This is a genomic window from Thalassotalea hakodatensis (assembly GCF_030295995.1).
Taxonomy (GTDB): domain Bacteria; phylum Pseudomonadota; class Gammaproteobacteria; order Enterobacterales; family Alteromonadaceae; genus Thalassotalea_C; species Thalassotalea_C hakodatensis.
This window is the reverse complement of the sequence record NZ_AP027365.1, coordinates 1,491,056-1,508,101: the sequence shown is the minus strand read 5'-3', so window position 1 is coordinate 1,508,101 and position 17,046 is coordinate 1,491,056. Positions and strand designations below refer to the sequence as shown.

The 17,046-nt window shown below is 38.6% G+C and carries 14 protein-coding genes and 4 pseudogenes; 6 read left to right on the top strand and 12 right to left on the bottom strand.

All coding sequences use genetic code 11. From position 1 onward, the window contains the following. Positions 1-17: 17 nt before the first annotated feature. Both QUE72_RS06610 and QUE72_RS06605 read right to left on the bottom strand, forming a co-directional pair. On the bottom strand, positions 18-839 hold the full coding sequence (locus QUE72_RS06610) for a DUF4437 domain-containing protein (protein WP_139302592.1): 822 nt from the start codon (positions 837-839) through the stop codon (positions 18-20). Positions 840-904: 65 nt separating this feature from the next. Continuing rightward, a complete protein-coding gene (locus tag QUE72_RS06605) occupies positions 905-1,891 on the bottom strand; it encodes a zinc-dependent alcohol dehydrogenase family protein (protein WP_286272951.1) in 987 nt (328 codons plus the stop codon). A gap of 114 nt (positions 1,892-2,005) precedes the next feature. Here QUE72_RS06605 and QUE72_RS06600 point away from each other — a divergent pair, with 114 nt between their 5' ends. Then, complete coding sequence (locus tag QUE72_RS06600) at positions 2,006-2,899, top strand: LysR family transcriptional regulator (RefSeq protein WP_286272315.1); 894 nt, start codon at positions 2,006-2,008, stop codon at positions 2,897-2,899. 128 nt (positions 2,900-3,027) lie between these two features. Beyond that, positions 3,028-3,264 (top strand): annotated as a pseudogene (locus tag QUE72_RS06595) (endonuclease III); the annotation flags it as partial. 118 nt (positions 3,265-3,382) lie between these two features. On the opposite strand, the gene QUE72_RS06590 reads toward QUE72_RS06595, so the two are convergent. Genes QUE72_RS06590 through QUE72_RS06580 form a run of 3 tightly spaced genes read right to left on the bottom strand, consistent with a single transcriptional unit; the run spans position 3,383 to position 6,279 of the window. Then, complete coding sequence (locus QUE72_RS06590) at positions 3,383-4,648, bottom strand: sensor histidine kinase (RefSeq protein WP_286272313.1); 1,266 nt, start codon at positions 4,646-4,648, stop codon at positions 3,383-3,385. A gap of 18 nt (positions 4,649-4,666) precedes the next feature. Beyond that, on the bottom strand, positions 4,667-5,368 hold the full coding sequence (locus tag QUE72_RS06585; RefSeq protein WP_286272311.1) for a response regulator transcription factor: 702 nt from the start codon (positions 5,366-5,368) through the stop codon (positions 4,667-4,669). After that, positions 5,368-6,279 carry an alpha/beta hydrolase family protein gene (locus tag QUE72_RS06580; protein WP_074498455.1) on the bottom strand — a complete coding sequence of 304 codons (912 nt, stop codon included), beginning with the start codon at positions 6,277-6,279 and terminating at the stop codon, positions 5,368-5,370. The genes QUE72_RS06585 and QUE72_RS06580 overlap by 1 nt, the downstream gene beginning before the upstream one ends. 224 nt (positions 6,280-6,503) lie before the next feature. On the opposite strand from QUE72_RS06580, the pseudogene QUE72_RS06575 reads away from it, so the two are divergent. Then, positions 6,504-6,739: pseudogene (locus QUE72_RS06575) on the top strand (endonuclease III); the annotation flags it as partial. Between the two features lie 618 nt (positions 6,740-7,357). Here QUE72_RS06575 and QUE72_RS06570 read toward each other — a convergent pair. After that, complete coding sequence (locus QUE72_RS06570) at positions 7,358-8,596, bottom strand: FG-GAP repeat protein (RefSeq protein ID WP_286272310.1); 1,239 nt, start codon at positions 8,594-8,596, stop codon at positions 7,358-7,360. Between the two features lie 75 nt (positions 8,597-8,671). Then, entirely contained in the window at positions 8,672-9,583 is a 912-nt protein-coding gene (locus QUE72_RS06565; RefSeq protein WP_286272309.1) for an MBL fold metallo-hydrolase, read from the bottom strand. Between the two features lie 250 nt (positions 9,584-9,833). On the opposite strand from QUE72_RS06565, the gene QUE72_RS06560 reads away from it, so the two are divergent. Next, the gene (locus QUE72_RS06560; RefSeq protein WP_074498458.1) at positions 9,834-10,772 is read left to right on the top strand and encodes a LysR family transcriptional regulator; all 939 of its coding nucleotides are present in this window, start codon (positions 9,834-9,836) and stop codon (positions 10,770-10,772) included. Positions 10,773-10,834: 62 nt separating this feature from the next. After that, positions 10,835-11,073: pseudogene (locus tag QUE72_RS06555) on the top strand (endonuclease III); the annotation flags it as partial. A gap of 62 nt (positions 11,074-11,135) precedes the next feature. On the opposite strand, the gene QUE72_RS06550 reads toward QUE72_RS06555, so the two are convergent. The 3 genes from QUE72_RS06550 to QUE72_RS06540 all read right to left on the bottom strand — a co-directional run bounded on the left by QUE72_RS06550 (position 11,136) and on the right by QUE72_RS06540 (position 13,747). Then, complete coding sequence (locus QUE72_RS06550; RefSeq protein ID WP_286272308.1) at positions 11,136-12,545, bottom strand: serine hydrolase; 1,410 nt, start codon at positions 12,543-12,545, stop codon at positions 11,136-11,138. A gap of 127 nt (positions 12,546-12,672) precedes the next feature. Then, positions 12,673-13,269, bottom strand: a complete 597-nt coding sequence (locus QUE72_RS06545) for a hypothetical protein (protein WP_074498460.1) — start codon at positions 13,267-13,269, stop codon at positions 12,673-12,675. 1 nt (position 13,270) lies between these two features. Next, positions 13,271-13,747, bottom strand: coding sequence for an RNA polymerase sigma factor (locus tag QUE72_RS06540; protein ID WP_286272306.1), 477 nt, complete (start codon positions 13,745-13,747; stop codon positions 13,271-13,273). Positions 13,748-13,957: 210 nt separating this feature from the next. Between QUE72_RS06540 and QUE72_RS06535 the strand changes: the two are divergent. Beyond that, a pseudogene (locus tag QUE72_RS06535) lies at positions 13,958-14,194 on the top strand (endonuclease III); the annotation flags it as partial. A 317-nt stretch (positions 14,195-14,511) separates the two neighbouring features. On the opposite strand, the gene QUE72_RS06530 reads toward QUE72_RS06535, so the two are convergent. Together QUE72_RS06530 and QUE72_RS06525 are read right to left on the bottom strand one after the other, a co-directional pair. Next, positions 14,512-15,522 (bottom strand): alpha/beta fold hydrolase, encoded by a 1,011-nt coding sequence (locus QUE72_RS06530; RefSeq protein WP_286272304.1) that lies wholly within the window; start codon positions 15,520-15,522, stop codon positions 14,512-14,514. 41 nt (positions 15,523-15,563) lie between these two features. After that, on the bottom strand, positions 15,564-17,003 hold the full coding sequence (locus QUE72_RS06525; protein WP_286272302.1) for a serine hydrolase domain-containing protein: 1,440 nt from the start codon (positions 17,001-17,003) through the stop codon (positions 15,564-15,566). Between the last annotated feature and the right edge of the window lie 43 nt (positions 17,004-17,046).

Genomic DNA, 17,046 nt, shown 5'->3' with positions numbered 1-17,046 from the left:
TATACGACGTTGCTTTTTTACATTACTTGATACTTCGCATTTGTTCGAATGTATATGGTGACTTCTTGGTCAGTCGGGTTAGTAATGTTGTGGCTAAAATCACCTGTTGACTCAATATAACTGCCTGCAGCTAAATTTTTTACATCACTTTTTTGATTAGATCGATATTTAATTTCGCCTGAAATTACTACCATCCTGAACTCACTAGCTTGGCTATAAATAGTGCCGTCATAGCCTACGGGTAATTTAACCATCGAGCCCCCTATTGTCGAATTTCTATCCCAAAGAAAACTAGACTTCACCCCTTTTGCTTTGATGTCATGTAGGTCATGATTATTTAGCCAAACGATGTTGTCGCGATGCAGGTTTAAAGGACGCTCGCCATTATCGAATTTTTCAGCTGATGGTTGAACAAGGTACGGGCCTGAATCTATTTCTAAATAAATTAAATTACTCTCTCCATTAGCCGCGGTGATATGATCTTCGCCAGCAGGTTGTGTCCAGAAAGAGCCTGAAGGCAGCAACATTTTCTCGGCACTTGGATCATCATTATGCATTAAGCCATCAATTACTACACCACGATAAGTAATGTTGTGAATGTGAGGAGGCGATTCAAAACCTTTTTTGAAGCGAACTAACATACCAGTAGCGGTATCTTTAGTTCGATCGCCCCAAAGATTGGCAGCACCGGGGCTAAGTTCGCCTCTCAATGGATTTAAGTAGCCCCAAGTAATATCGTCCGCAGAAACTACTTTTGAATTTATGTCTGAAGCAAACGTATTAAAAGATATTAATATTGCTGCTATCGAAAGAGTTGACGTCTTAATTGAAAATTTCATAATCTTTCCCATATTAATCTGTGCTTAAAAGCTAAAGGCAAGTACTTCAAAAATAACTAATCGCATTAAATGCTGATCACCACTTTCCCTAAGGCTTTGCCGCTGGCTAAACGCTCATGTGCTTTACCCGTTTGTTCTAATGAGAACATTTCATTATCTAAAACGGGGGTTAATTCACCTGCTTCAACAATCTGCGATAATTCATTTAAAATTTTCCCATGTTCTTCTCGTTTAATATTATGCAGCATGGGTATTAACATAAAGACGACATGTAATGATAATCCTTTAAAATGGGCCAATGACAAATCCATGTTTACCATAGCTACTGTTGAAGCAACTTGACCATTTAGCGCCGCTGCTTCAAATGAATTAGCCATGTTTTCTCCTCCTACAGAGTCAAAAACAACATCAAATCCCGCACCCTCTGTATATTTGGCAACATAGTCTGCGACTGTTTCCGTTTTATAATTAATAGGATAAGCGCCAAGCTTCTCAATTAATGCAAGCTGATTATCACCACCACCTGTAGAATAAACTTCTGCACCAAAATATCTGGCAAGTTGTAGGGCAACGTGACCAACACCGCCTGAGCCTCCATGTACCAATACCTTCTGCCCTTCACTAATACCTGCCCTCATTAAACCTTCATAAGCGGTAATAGCGACTAATGGCAATGCAGCGGCTTCTCGCATCGATAAATTTTGGGGTTTAAGGGCAATCAATTTTGCATCAGCGACCATGTACTCAGCCAATGTTCCTTGAAGGTCAGCCAAGCCACCTGCGCAACCATAAACTTCATCACCAATTTTGTAATCAGTTACACCTTCACCGACTTCTTCTACAGTACCAGCAAAGTCCATCCCTAAAACAGCAGGTAATGCTGGTGCAATTGGTAAGTCATCACCCATTGCTCTGATCATGGTATCTACTGTATTAACGCTTGTTGCTGCAACTTTTATTAAAACATGCCCAGCTTTTACTTGAGGTTTAGTAATTTTGCTAGCTTCAAATACATTCTCGCTACCAAAACTGTTTACTATCATTGCTTTCATTGATGTGTTCATTCTAATTTATCCCTAGTAGTTGATGGAGAAAGTATATCCACTAGAAAACATATTGATAATAGAGCACAATAAGGAATCACTTTTTAGTTTTAATTGATAATAATGAATATTGACCATCTAAAGCTGTTTATTAGAATTGCTGCAACTCATAACATTAGTATGGCTGGACATGAGTTAGGTTTATCTCCTGCCGTTGCGAGTGCACATATTAATAAACTAGAAGATGGACTGGGTGTTAGGCTAATTCACCGAACTACCCGAAAAGTATCATTAACCGAGGAAGGAAAAGCCTTTCTACCGCATGCAGAAGATGTAGTGGCTAGTGTTGGTGCGGCTCGCGCATCGGTAGGGGCAGGCAGCATTTCTCCAATTGGAACTTTACGTGTTGCTGCACCTGCATCTTTTGGGCGGATGCATTTATTACCCGCATTGAATGACTTTTTCGTGCGTTATCCCGATTTAACCATTGATTTGAAACTTTCAGATACTATTATCGACTTAGTTGAAGGCGGCTTTGATATTGCCATTCGTAACTCAGCACTGAAAGACTCAAGTTTAATTGCTCGAAAGCTAGCACCGGATAACCGAATATTGTGTGCTTCGCCAAATTATTTAGCAAAATACGGTGAACCAAAGTCCCCAGACGAATTAAATTTTCATCAATGTATTACCCTAATGGGTCTCGAAAATTGGTCTTTTCAAACAGAAAAAGGTCAATTCAATATTAAGGTCAAAGGAAAGTTTCGCACTGATAATGGAGAGGCTGTGCGTGATGCCTGCACCAATGGCTTAGGTATTACCATCAATTCTAGGTGGAGTGCTTACCAAAAGATTAAAAGTGGTGAGTTAGTCCAAATATTAAAAGACTATCCGCTGGTTTCAAATACGGCAATTTGGGCTATTTACCCAAGTTCAAGACTGTTAGCACCCAAAGTAAGGGCCTTTATTGATTACTTTTCAGAGCAGTTTGGTGACACACCCTATTGGGAAACATAACCATTAGTTTCTTTAGCCGCGATGGTAATATAGCTTCCCATTAAAAGTAACTTATGATTTAAACCAAACGGCTATTATTGCTACTTTCAGAAGTCCATTTATATCTACTTTGATTACCCTTTGGCTAGCCGACCATAACGGTAGACACGCACATATTTAGAGTCTCAAATCGCACCAAACTCGTGATGGGCAAAAACGTTATTCTAGTAGAACAAAAGCTTCTAAAAGTGGTACCAGCCGAATTTAAAGTCTATGTACATCACTGGCTTATACTGCATGGTCGTTATACTTGTGTTGCCCGCAAGCCACGCTGTGGTTCGTGTATCATTGAAGACTTGTGTGAGTTTAAGGATAAGACGGAATAGTTGATTCACTAGTGCGATATCCAAATGGTCAATACAATCTAAATATCAAGATCGTCCAAGTGTTTAACTTTTGCACTTGGTTGGTTTTCGCTTAAAGCTCATTAGGTATTATACAATGCTACTGAGAGTGAAAGCACAGTTCAACAGCTACACCGTTTTCCATTTGCTCTATCTTTACCTTAACACCATATTTTTCACACAAACGTTTAACTAACGACAGACCAATCCCACATCCGTTGCTCGAAGAACCACGAACCCCTGTCTCAAACGCCTCTGATATAGCAACCCCCGAAGAAAAGCCTTTACCGTTATCGATAACACTTAAGCTACCATCATGGAAGGATAATTTGATTTGGTTACACTTACCGTGTTCGACTGCGTTATAGAGTAAGTTTTGTAGAATTAGCTTAAATTCATCTTCTCCCATTTCTATGTAAACATTGCTATCAATTTTTATACACAAATCGATACCTGTAAGCACCTCTAGGTTATCAAGCACACAACTTTCAATCAGTGCTTTTAGGTTCTTCTCTTTAATTTTAGTCTCTTTTTCACGAGCTAACGCTAAAAGTGCTTCGATGGTTTTTTGCATTTGTTTGTTTCCATCATCTATTCGATGAACAAATTTTTGTTGCTCTGGAGTGAGTTGAGTTTTAGTTAAGAGTGTTAAAGCACCTTGACTAATAGTTAAAGGAGTTCGGAGTTCATGTGATACATCACGAGTAAACTGTTGCTCTCGGTTTATGAGTGACTTGATCCGTGTTAGCGCTTCCTGTAAAACTTTGGCAAAGCGGCCGACTTCATTGTTTTTAAATTGGCTAGCAAAATTGGTTGGTAGCTGAGTAACTGGACTATTATCAATAATATCCATCAATCCATCGAGTGGTTGAAGCAGTTTTTTAGCTAACTTTACTGTCCCATAAGACAAAAGTAACGCTAACACTATGCCAAATAATAAAAGCCCTGATGAAAAGCCAAAAATAGTACCCATTAGTTTGTTTACAACAAGCTGATCACTTACATCCGCTAACAAAATGTGTTGATATAAATTAGACTCATCAACATAAGCAATGTGAAAGTGTTTACCACTATCATCACTAAATTCTTTACGCCGAGGCTCTCTTTCTAAGGCTGTTTGAATAGCAAGTGGCAGTGCGATGCGATCTTCATAATATTGAATAAAGCTTACATTTGACTGCGGGGGTAGCGCCAATTCAATTTGCTCTTTAACTAGCTGTTTTTGTTCATTTAATATTTGATAAAAGAAATTATCTTCCACAACATAGCTAAACATCACGGTGATTGAAGAAAATAACAAACTCAACAGCACCACAATAGAGACAAAATAAAAAACAATGCGATTTCTTAACTGTTTCGTTTTCATTTAATCCAACTGTAATTTTTATATATCTAAGGCGAAACCAACACTGTGAATGGTTTTAACGACATCGGTGCTAAAAGGCTTATCTACCGATTTTCTTAGCTGATAAATATGTGAGCGTAACGAATCAGAGTCAGTGCCATTATCTCCCCAGACTCTATCAATTAATTCACTTTTTGAAACCGGTCTAGGGTGAGATTCAATTAGGATCTGCAAAATCGAAAAGACTTTAGGCGGTAGCGACAACAATTGGTTGTTTCGGCTAACTTGCTGGCGTTGATAGTCCAGCGTTAGTTTCTTTTCACCATCCCCAATTGAAGTCACTTTCCCTTGTTGCGGTATATTTAACCTGTTAGATAAAGCGAGACACCTTACATATAGTTCTTCAAGCGCGAACGGTTTAGTTAAGTAGTCGTCTGCACCATGAGTAAAACCAGCTAACTTATCATCAAGCGTATCTCTAGCGGTCAGCATTATAATGGGAATATGTCGATCCGAAGCTGCTCTTATCCTTTCACAGACTTCTAACCCTTCAATGTCGGGCAACATAATATCTAAAATAATACAGTGGTAGTATTGAGAAGCAGCAAGTTCGCAACCGTGCTTACCTTTATACGCAAAATCAATGACTGCATCATGCATTGTAAAATAGTCAGCAATATTATTTGCTATGCCGATGTTATCTTCAACTAACAATACGCGTAGTTGCGAACTTACTACCATTAATACCAACCTTTTAATTCTTTATAATACCCTTCAGGCAAGATATGTTCGCCGGCTATCTCGATATGGTGCTTATTGGGTACATTGAGGGCATCAAATAAAATGGCGTTATCCTCGACACTCGCATATTCATCATTATCAGCTGTCACTAACCAAACTTTTGCAGTGCTTAGTCGCGTAACAAAATTTAAAGGTGATACTCTCGCCACCGTATCTTTTGACGCAGGAGGAACAATTGATAAGACTTTATTGACTCGCTTATCTAATGAGGCCAATATTAAACTTATTTGCCCCCCCATACTGTAACCCGCCACACTAATGTTATTTGAGTCAAATTGTGGCTGATTAACAACCCAGTCCAGCAAAACCCTATGATCTTTTACGGAATCAATGATCATATTCTCGTACGGTTCTTTCTTGCCCCAAAACCACAAATCATACATTACATCTTTTATGTTGTAATCCAAGTTCTTACGTTTACCGTGATTCCTTGAGTCGATGGCTAATACGGCATAACCTCGAGCAAGCGCCATACTTGCTAATTCGTCCGTTTGTTCCAGAGTGTCTGAGCCCTTAAACTCACCCTCTACCCAACGCACATAAGTACGCCCCATGCCATGAACGCCTATTAGAATAGGAATAGGCTGAGAAGGGTCTGCATTTTCAGGATAAGTGAGTTGACCGTATACCCGCTCGCCATCAAAACTATTAAACGTGATATTAAACTGCCCCTTTTCTAGTGCTGTAAGGTTCACATTAACGGCTTGCTTTTGATAACTATATAACTCTTCTAACTCTTGAACATTTACTTTGTATGCCTTCAAGCCGAACACAGTGTACCAACTCACTCCGCTAATCAACAGTATTACGGTTATTACCAGAACGATATTAAATATTTTTTTAGTCTTCATTTTTGTCCTAATTCTTTAAGCGATTAATGTCAATTTGACTGTAATGGCACTTTACCGAAAAGCTTGTGAAGTGAACGTGAAGTCAATTTGAAAAACTAGAAACAAGGACACAATTATTTAATGAGCTAAACCAAAACCTAGATGAGTAGGAAAATTGATGTTTCGTGACTGATAAACGAGTTAACGTAATGATGTAAAGCCTATTTTCATTATCTTTTGGTTGACCTACCATCGCGGTATACACCCATATTTTTAGAGTATCAAACCGCACTAAATTGGCCATGGGTAAAAACGTTGTTCTAGTAGAGAAAAAGCTTCTAAAAGTAGTACCTGCTGAATTCAAAGTAGACGTCCACCATTAACTTTATTGTATGGACGTTACACCTGCCTTACCCATAAACCCAAATGCGGCTCTTGCATTATAGAAGATTTGTGTGAGTTTAAAGATAAGACAGAATAACGCTTGGCTCATTATTAGAGAGCACTGACAGTGCTTTCGCTCACAACAGCATGTTTTTTGTTTTGTGATTGATGCTGTTAATTCTTATATCGAGATCTTACCGTATAATTCATTTTATTTAGGGGATGTCTTAGGAACTTTAAGACAGGTTTATAAGTATAACTTTATAGATAGTGAAGACTTAAAAACTATGCGTCACTTAATTAAAAAAGCATCAGCAATACATGAATTTAAAGGTAAATACGACCAAGTATCAGTGAATCGAATTCAGTCAAAAATAATACCAGAGAGAAGCATAGAAGAATAAACGCCAACAAAAGAGCAAGACCAAATTATCAAAGAGCTTCTATTTGTATACTGACTATCTTTTAATAGGTACTGTAGTGCTCGTAAAAAATTTAATATTGCTAGAAATAGAATCCTTTTGTTTGGTGTTTTTCATATATTTAAAATATGAGTTCTATCTTGCTAAAACTATTAGTGTCGATTCATATTGAAGATTTATATGAGTTTAAAAATAAAACAGAGTAGCCAATAGCTACTTAGAGAAAGTAACAATCTTATATTTCAATCAACCGAGTGCTTTATTGATTCACGCTTAACATCGCTCAGGAAAGGCTAAAGTTTGCTAGTACAATTCAAGCTTTGGATGAATACAGCTCCAGACTCTTGACCTAAAGCATCGTAATTTGGAGTGCCAACAATAGCGATATCATTAGATAATCCTATACTCCAACCAAATTTATCATCAGGCATACTTTTCTTGGCTACAAACTTAGATGTATAACGCCAACCACCAATACTTTTTTTGTATAGATACAGCGCTCCAGTATCTTTACCATTAGCGTCATGGTTCATTGCACTTATGATTGCAGTATCGCCGCTCAACGCCACCCCTCGTCCAAACCTATCGTCAGCTTGCCCATCGGGTGAAGTCAACTTCACTTGTTGTGTCCAAGTGCTGCCCTCTCGCACAAAAATATACGCTGAGCCAACATCTTTACCTAACTCTTTAATGTCGTCTCGTCTTGCGGAAATTAATGCGGTATTTTCCGACAGCGCAACCCTGACACCAAAAATATCAGTCTTACCACTATCAGAGGCCATAAGTTTAGCTTCCTGTTGCCATTTATTTTCCTCTAGAACATAAACGTAAACTGCCCCTGCATTTTCCGCTTTTTCATCATTTAAATCAGCACCAACAAGAATGGTATTACCATCAATGGCAACACTTATGCCAAATAAATCTCCCGTTACACCATCACTGGCCGTTATTTTTGCTTGATAGTGCCATATTTCCTTTTCTCGTTTGTAAATATAAGCGGCTCCTGAGTCGATGCCCAATGCGTCGTTACGTGGTGCGCCAATGACAAGATAGTTGTCGGTGAGTGCAATACTCTGACCAAAAGCATCGCCCGGTTTTGCATCAGGTGCAGTGAAAATACGATTCTGCTTCCAAATGTTCAATTTACGTTCAAAAGAGACAACAGCCCCCGAATCTTTCCCTTTATCATCCCTTCGCATCACACCTAACATTGCAATATTATTTTTCAATACCACTTTACCACCAAGTGTATCGTCAGCGAAGGCCGGCTTAGCAACGAGTTTTGCTTGCTTTTGCCAGCCATTGTCAGCCCATACATAAACATAAGCTGCTCCAGCATCTATTACACCATCAATATCAGCTTTTAATGCCCCTACGAGTGCAGTGTTACCATCGATAGCAACACCATAACCAAAAGCATCCCCTGCCTTGCCATCATCCGCTAAAAGAATATCTTGCGCTGCAAAGCCATTAACAGCAATTAATGTAAGAGTTGCGCATAGGTACCTTTTTACTTTATGTATTAATTTCATCAATTTATTCCAATCCACTTAAACTTGTTTTAGCTAAAAGGTACATATGAATAGACCTTTCACCTTCATCAATGACTACTCGAGCTGCCCCGTTATATCGTAGTAATGTGTAGTCAGCATTCGTTCGGTAGTGATAAATGCCCAATTCCAATTTTCTGTATAACTCTTTAAGGGGTTTAGTGCCTTAATTGCTTCCAAGGATAACCCTTTGTTAATAAATGCTTTAACAATATTGTGGGTTTCGTTCAACATCGTGATACTTTCTTCTAAATCACTTATCGTCGCTACAGGCCCGTGCCCTGCGATAATTTTTGTGTCTTCGTCAGCAACTTCAATTATTTTTTTAATACCTGCAATGTAACCTGCTACCGAACCACCATTGTCTATATCGATAAATGGGAAACGTCTATTAAAAACAAGATCTCCGCCATGTATTACATTGCCCTCTTTAAACACGACAAACAGATCACTGTTTGTGTGCGCATTGGGCGTGTGATGAAGCTCAATGCTTTGGCCATTCATGTTGAGTGATGTACCTTCTGTGACGTCAGTTTTTGGGTAATATTGCGGCGTAAATGAGGGAGCCTTACGGCCTAACGCTTTAATTGCCCTTGGATTTTCAAGGTATCTACGTACATTAGGATGAGCCATAATTATTGCTCCTCGTTTCTTGAAGTACGCATTACCTCTGACATGGTCTCGGTGAAAGTGTGTATTAATGATAAGATCAACATCGCGGTTATCAGATAGTTTTTTCTGAGCACCATCAATAAGTTCAACTAAATGTTCCATCTGTGTGTCAACCATGAAAACGCCGTCTTTACCAATTAACACTGCCACGTTACCTGAACGGTCTGTTCTTAGTTCAAAAATTCCATACCCAAGATCAGTAACCTTGATATCGAAACCCTTGTTCCTGTCGTGGTTGTGAGCATCTGCAGCACTGAACCAACAAACAATAGCAATAAACTGAATTATTTTTTTCATTATCAATAACCAGAATTATTATCTAGTGTGGCTGTTAAACCAAGTACGTAACTTATTAATGCGAGTGCTGTTTTCATCTTTATCCTGGTTATCTGTGTTCTACTATTCCATTCATATTAAGAGAGCATAAAGGTAAAATATAATTTTAAAACGACATCATATTCATTTCAAAATATGATGAATAGATTAAAATGACAACCAATACATAAAATTATATGATGAATTAAAGCAACAATTAAGGACGTTAATTATGCGGCCCCATGAATTAAAATTATTGGTTATTTTTGATGTAATAATGACCGAAAAATCAATGACACAGGCGGCTGAGCGATTATCAATGACTCAACCCGCTGTTTCAAATGCCGTGGCCAGAATGCGCATATTATGGAAAGATGAATTGTTCGTTCCTGATGGACGAAAAATACAGCCTACAACTTTTGCAAACAACCTTTGGGAAAAAGTGCGAGATTCTCTGAATAATATCAATCAAGCGATAGAACCTGAAGAATTTGAAGCCAGAAGTGCTAAGCGAACATTTAGAGTTGCTTTACCTGATATTGCCCTTGATGCACTTTGGTTAGATATGCGCAAATTATTCGAGAAAGAAGCCCCAGGACTAAACTTACATGCGGTCCCATATACCATAGCTTGTACCAAACCAATATTGGATGGTGCTGATGTTGATCTTGTGATTGGACAAAGCAACCGCTCATTAGAAAACATCTGTTCAGATCACTTATTTGATACTAGTTATGTCTGTGTCATGCGTAAAGACCACCCTTTGACCAAGCATCGCCTAACTGTTGAGGAATTTTCCAAGGCAGAGCATTTATTAGTTTCATTATCTGGTGATATTGCTAGTCCTACAGACCAAGCTTTACAGCAATTAGGGTTAACTCGACGGGTCGCTTTTACGGTCAATAACTTTTCTTCCGCTGTCCCGATTATTAAAGAAAGTGATCTGATTGCAATTTTACCTACTGATCTTATTTATAAATATTTAGCTAACGATGAGCTTGCAATTACCCACCCGCCAGTAGATATTCCTCATACTTCTATTTCCATGTTATGGCATAAGCGACAAAGTGCCGATAAAGGGTTAATTTGGTTGCGAAAGCACATAAAGCAAATATTCATTAATCGAAGAACATATCAGGTTGAAAAAGTGCTGAACTGTATTGATTCATAGTATTTGTTTAAATGTCTATCACGTTAGAGTCGTCTTAGCGCCTACCATTAATATCTGTTGATTGGCCGACACTAGCGTTAGACACCCATACCTACTGTGTAAACAACCGCACTAAATTGGCCATGGGTAAAAACGTTGTTCTAGTAGAGAAAAAGCTTCTAAAAGTAGTACCTGCTGAATTCAAAGTAGACGTCCACCATTAACTTTATTGTATGGACGTTACAGCTGCCTTACCCATAAACCCAAATGCGGCTCTTGCATTATAGAAGGTTTGTGTGAGTTCAAGGATAAAACCGAGTAAGAAAGAAACGCCTTGTAAAAAGGCGCAAAATAAAGAGCTCTGAGCTACAAATAAATACCTTTCTATTTTAGTTTCTTGCCAAGTAGTGTTTGACCACCTTGATACATAGTAAGTGACGTTGCTATGCCATCAGCATCAAGCTCAAATTCTATCCTCGCTTTTACTGCGTTATTAACAAACTCGTAGATTGAGTTGGCGATTAAAGGCAATTTTGGTTGTCCTGTACCTTGGACAAATAACTTATCCTCATCGTGAGTTATCGACAATATAAAGCCAGGTACCAGTTCATACCTTCCAATCAATTTTGCTAACTTTTCTTCAGCCACTTTTACAGGGGTGGTTAGCTTTAGAGATGCCAAAGAATTCGTCAAATAACTGTACCCTATCTCATCCATCAATATTGAAGTGTTCGATAAAATTACGATGCCTTTATGCAAAGTAGGATTAAAGCCAATAAAGGAAGCAAATCCACCTGTTTGACCATTGTGCATGTAAACATCACCGTCTGCTGTACCTTGAATGATCCACCCTAACCCTACTTTAGTGTGTGAATTTCCAAATTCGGCAGTAGGCTGGTGACTCAATTTGATTGCCGACGCTAACTCGTTTTGTTGCATATTGGCTTTTAAATAAAGTGCCATGTCAGAAGCATCTGAAACAACAGCACCTGCGCCAGCCATTGCTGGTAGTTGCCAATAATCGGTAGACTCAAGGTTTCCATTGTGACCTTTGCTTCTTCTTGTCAGCGCAGATTTAGGCACGTCAACAAAGGTATCGTTCATCTTTAATGGTTTTAGAACGCGTTGCATCAACATTTGTTCGTAATTCATATTATCAATTTTAGCGAGTGTGTGTCCCAATAAACCAACTGCAAGGTTTGAGTATTCCGGTGATTCACCTACCTCACGAGGCAAGGTGTATTGATTAAGAAACTCGTACATCATTTCTGTCGTGTAATCGACATAAGGGTTTAACGGGTCGCCAAACGGCATATTGCTTGGAAGTCTAGGCAAACCCGAACGGTGGTTTGCCAAAGACTCAAACGTGATGGCTTTGTCATTTTTCATTGGCAATCTGACTGACTTAGGCAAGTAGTTTTGAACGGGATCGGACAGTTTTAGCTTTCCTTCGTCGACAAAGGTCGCAAGTGCTGTAGATGTCATTACTTTGCTAACAGAGCCAATTTCAAACAAGATGTTTTGGTCGATTTCTTGAGCCGTTTCCTTGTTTGCAACGCCAACGTTAATAAAGCTTACTTGACCGTTTTCGATGATGGCAACGGCGATCCCAACACTCTGTTTTTCAGTTTCTACTTTATGTTTAAGCACCTTTTCTAGTTCGGCATTTGCTGCAGTTGCCTGTGAGTTACCAGAGGCTATCGCAATCATTAATGTGATCAATACGACAATAATCGCTGAAGAAGAAGCTTTCTTATTACTTTGTTGTTTGCTGTTTGTTTTTTTGTTGTTCATGGTCGAAATTCCTTAGTAAATTTTGGCCGCATTTGCCCGAAGCGACTTGCTCAACAAGTCACTCAAAGCGCCCTTAAAGGGTTTGTGAATAAGAGGGGGTAGAAACGTATGGGCTGTCTGTGGTGATTTAGCTCATTTCTGCCAATCGTTGTTCAATGTTCTTTAGCAATGGGGCAAACTTATTTTTGGCAGCGCGTTTATTTAAGAAGTACACACCCACAACCAGCAAAGCAACACAAGCGTAATACCAATACATGCCCGACGATATTTGAGGAATACCGTGTTCGTTCACCTTTGCCCCTAACGTGATGAGTAAAATGGCAACCGTCAGCGGCGCTATGTACCACCATACAACCGACTCCAACATTTGCTTTTGTTGCTGAATCTTTTGTTTTTCTTGGACTAAAAAGTCCTTAACGCTACCGCTTTTCTTGGCGTCTACTTTTTTCGCAGATATCAGTCGATAGGGTATGTACATGCAAGCGACAATCGCAATGATTAAACCAATGCTTTGCATCGTGTTTGCCGAATTTAATAACCCCCATATCCAAACCGGGATAAGAAATACTGCGATTCCAATTTCGAGAAAATCGCGACGTTTAATCTCTTTGTCAATCTTAGTGGTTTGTTGCTCAATCATGTCTATCACCTCAGTTAAATTATCAGGAGTTGATTCGGTTTCAATGGCTTGTTGCCAGTCTTGCTTTAAATCATCTAGCTTCACATCAATCTCCTATGTAATTGGTTTCAAATTCATTTTTAATGCGCTTAATACGCGACCTAACGGCATTGGAGCTAATACCAAGCACTGTGGCGCTGTCATCCGAAGATAAACCATCTAAGTACATCATCAGCAAGCTCGCATCTATGTCACTTAGCCCATCCATAAAGTGATTAAGAATGTCTGCTTGGCAGTTTTCATGCTTAGGCTGAATTTCTTGCATTGATTGATGAAGTGGAGACTGTTTAATCTCTTTTTGCTTCACTGCTGCCCGTACAGATGTGCAGGCCGTATTCAATGCCACTTTATAGACCCAAGTTTCTTGTTTCGACGCGCCGCTAAAAGACTCAAAACTTCTCCAGAGCTGTAGTAATATCTCCTGATAGATGTCGTCAAATTCGCCATCATGACTATACCGAGATGCGATATAACGAATGCGCCCTTGGTTGTTGATAATCATTTGTTCGAATTGTTTACGCATCTCGTATCTGCATATTGCCAATTGGTTAGATATTTAATTAGTCGGTGATAAAACACGATTGTGTCACATTGGATAAAATTTTTTATAATTAACTTGTTCCCCATCATTAAAGTACCGAGTTTCCTTGTTATCACCAAAAGTACTATAAGTCTAAAACCATACTGGAGGCCCTACCAAACACATCATCTCCCTTCATTATCTTTTGTCTGACCTACAATAGCGGTAAACACGCACATATTTAGAGTCTCAAATCGCACAAAATTAGCCATGGGTAAAACCATCGACGATATCGAACAGTAACTTTTAAAGGTGGTACCTACGGAATTTAAAGTGGACGTACATCATTGGCTTATTCTATATGGTCGTTATACTTGCGTAGCACGTAAACCGCGCAGTATCGCTCGTATTATTGAAGATTTGTGTGAGTTTATGATTAACTTAGAGTAAAAATAATAAACAACTAACGTTAGACAATTAAAAAGTCGTCTAAAGGTCTGAGCAAAGCCGCACGCCTCACTTCATTTATGAACACTAATCTATCAACAAGAAAGGTACTAATTTTTAGTTTCTAACGTCAACTATACTAAAAGTCGACGTTAGAAATCTGTGCTCTTTTTTCGTAAAAAAATATCATGTTGCGTTTAATGAATAAGTAACGGCTTATACCAAGTTGGTAATTTCACCAAATGAAAGAACTATAGAATGACTATGTATCCCTTATTTGTTTTGTCCTAAACTTGTTTATGTAGCTCTAGATTGAACAATTATTCAATCACATTGTTATTATTTATCAAAAATTGTGTAACTGTATCAGCAAATTCTTCAGGTTGTTCTACCCATGTCCAATGCCCCGTTTGCTCTAAAATTTTAAGTGTTGCTGTTCCTTCTGGTAGCATTTTATAAAATCGATAAGCCATTGCTGGTGTAGTTTTCCAATCTTTACGTCCGTTAATAATTAAGGTTGGAATAGGAAAGTCTTTGAACATTTCTTCTTTAATAATAACGTCTTTTAAAGTGCCTGTAATTTTTACTTCTGGGTCTAAACCGGCCATATCAAAATATACCTTGATATTTGAACCATCTCTTTTATCTCTTGAGCGGTATTTTCTTAATTTTGAGCGTTTTTCTGGGTCGTACCAATCAGACATATTACCGATGGCTCTGTTGTAAAAGGCTTTCATATACTCATTACTGCTTGTTAATGCGCCTTTTGCTCTAATCTCCTCTAGTTTCTCCCACTGTTGTGGAAAAAAAGTTTTTCTCAAGTACTTGGCGGCATCAACATTCATCTGTTGACTTAGTCCGTCAGCAGATGCGCTTAACATGATCAACTTCTCTACTCTGTTCGGGTAAGTTAATGCATATTGCACCGCTGGGATACCACCATATGAATGACCTGCTAGTACGAGTTTCGGTACATTCAAATGTTGGCGTAACGTTTCTATATCTTCAACAGTGATCGATGGTGAGAACTTCTCTTGAATCTCTCTTGTCGCTCTGCCTACACCGGTTTCATCAAAATATATAATTTGATACCCGTGTGGTTTTAAAAAGTCTAATGCTCCCCAAAATATGGTGCGAGAAGCACCGGGACCACCATTAATCATAACAATGGGAGTGCCTTCACCGTCTGCTTCATAGTAAATATGACCAAATTTACTTTTAACGAAGTTACCTTGACCGTAAGGTTTAGGTAAAGAGGTGTCGGAGGCATTGGCTACCAGAACATTAATATGAAGTAAAAATAACAATGAGACAATAAATGCTTTTAACATAAGTAATTCCTTTGAATAAATAATTTAAACAGTTGAATTGATTAATCTAATTTTTGGTTAATCAATTGAATTGAGTAAGTTTGATCTTTACCCGTATTAACTTCAAAGTGGTTACCCTTACCGTCAAACTCAGTAATACCCACTTTATTTACCATCAATAGTCGCTGACCTTGTTCAGTGCTATAGAAAAAGACGGGCCATTGTTTAATGGCGGCTTTGTTTACGTTAAAAGTGTTTAACCAACGCGAGTAATCAGTCGTGCTATCCGTTAAAAGACACTCGTTTTCTTGGCAGCTTGCCGTACCTTGTAGGCTCTTGCCGTTATTATTAATGTGATATTCAGTGCTAGTTAATGTTTCAGGCTTGACGCTATCAATGTAAAGGCCAGCTAACGCAAACACTAATTTATCAATTGAGGAAATCCAGCTACTATTGGATAAAAAGGTAATACTTAAATCATACTCAGGATATATTGCTAGCATTGAGCGAGCTCCCGGTGTAGCTCCGGCATGATGATAAACTTTACGCCCATGTAGATCTTTAGCAATACGCCAACCAAAACCAACGTCAAAGTTTCGACTTGTTACGGGGTTTCCGTCTTGGGTTATTGTTGGCGTAAACAATAGTTGCTGGTAAGATTTTTGTGTCTTTGCTTTTTTTAAGACTTCTCCCCCAAAAAGAGCTAAATCACTTGCCGAAGCATAAAGCCCTGCACCAAAAACACTATACGACTTTTCGCCAAACGCAATTTCACTTCCCCCCATTTTACTTAGTTCATAAAGTCTTGAACTGCGTTCATGAAGGTCGTTGATATTCTCTATCGCTGGTGTTTCTTTACCTGACCAACGGGTAATAAAATTTTCAACACTCACTGTTAATGGTTGTTTGGTTATTTTCTCGTATAAAGCGCCAGCTAACGTATAGCCATGTGTAGAATAAAGATATTCAGTACCGGGGCGAGATAATAAATCTCGATCCTTGAGTGTTTTAACTGCTTCAACAGCTGTATCGAAATGTGCGTCATAAATATCATAATCTTTTATTTGATAATGTGGCATTCCCGATGTATGTGATAGTAATTGCCTTACTGTGATGCTGTGATATTTTTGATTGAGTTCAGGATAATACTGCCTAATGCTTACATCAGGGTTTAGCTGATCATTAATGACTAATTCAGCTAACATAGTGGCGCCTATAACTTTTGACACACTGGCTAACCTGAACGTGGTATTAGGCTTGGCGGGTAGTTTACTTTTTATATCAGAAAAACCAGTGGCAACAGACGCAACAAGTTTACCTTTATGCACTACAGCCACTGAAAACCCGGGAACTCCAGTAACTTCATTCAAGCTAGTGAGCAGTTTTGTTAACTGCCGTTCATAGCTTTGTTTATTATAGTGCTGAACTTCATCGTGATTTTTTGCTGTAGATTTTGGCATATTAATAATACATGCCAGTAAAATAAATAATGGTATTTTCATATCATGCTCCTTTTTTTCCATTGAGCATGAGTTGTTAAAAAAG